We start from the raw sequence: 458 nt of genomic DNA on the forward strand, positions 1-458 counted from the left end.
GGGTACGCTGCGGACATCGGCATGAATACCATGAGAGTGTATCTCCATAGCCTGGCCTACAAAGCCGATAAAGAAGGGTTCAAAGATCGGGTGGATCAGTATTTGACCATTGCCGATAAACATAATATCAAGACCATGTTGGTCATTTTTGATGATGTATGGAATGCTAGTCCTAAGATTGGGAAACAGCCTGCTCCGACCCCTGGAACACATAATTCGGGTTGGGTACAAGATCCAGGTTATCCTGCTTCAATAGAAGAAGAGAATTTCGGAGCTTTAGAAGAGTACGTTAAAGATATCATCCAAACTTTTTCTCAAGATGATAGGGTTTTGCTTTGGGATCTTTACAACGAACCAGGGAATAATGATAAGGGAAATGAATCCATGCCTCTTTTAAAGGAAGTTTTCTCCTGGGCCAGAGAGGTCAACCCTTCACAACCTCTTTCAGTGGGACTTTG

Annotated in this window: 1 protein-coding gene; it reads left to right on the forward strand. The window is 43.2% G+C overall.

All coding sequences use genetic code 11. The features are described 5' to 3' along the window. Positions 1-30: 30 nt before the first annotated feature. Positions 31-458 (forward strand): cellulase family glycosylhydrolase (locus HC175_RS18470; RefSeq protein WP_235942680.1); only part of this gene is annotated, 428 nt, incomplete at its 3' end.

The sequence above is a fragment of the Salinimicrobium oceani genome, from assembly GCF_012037645.1.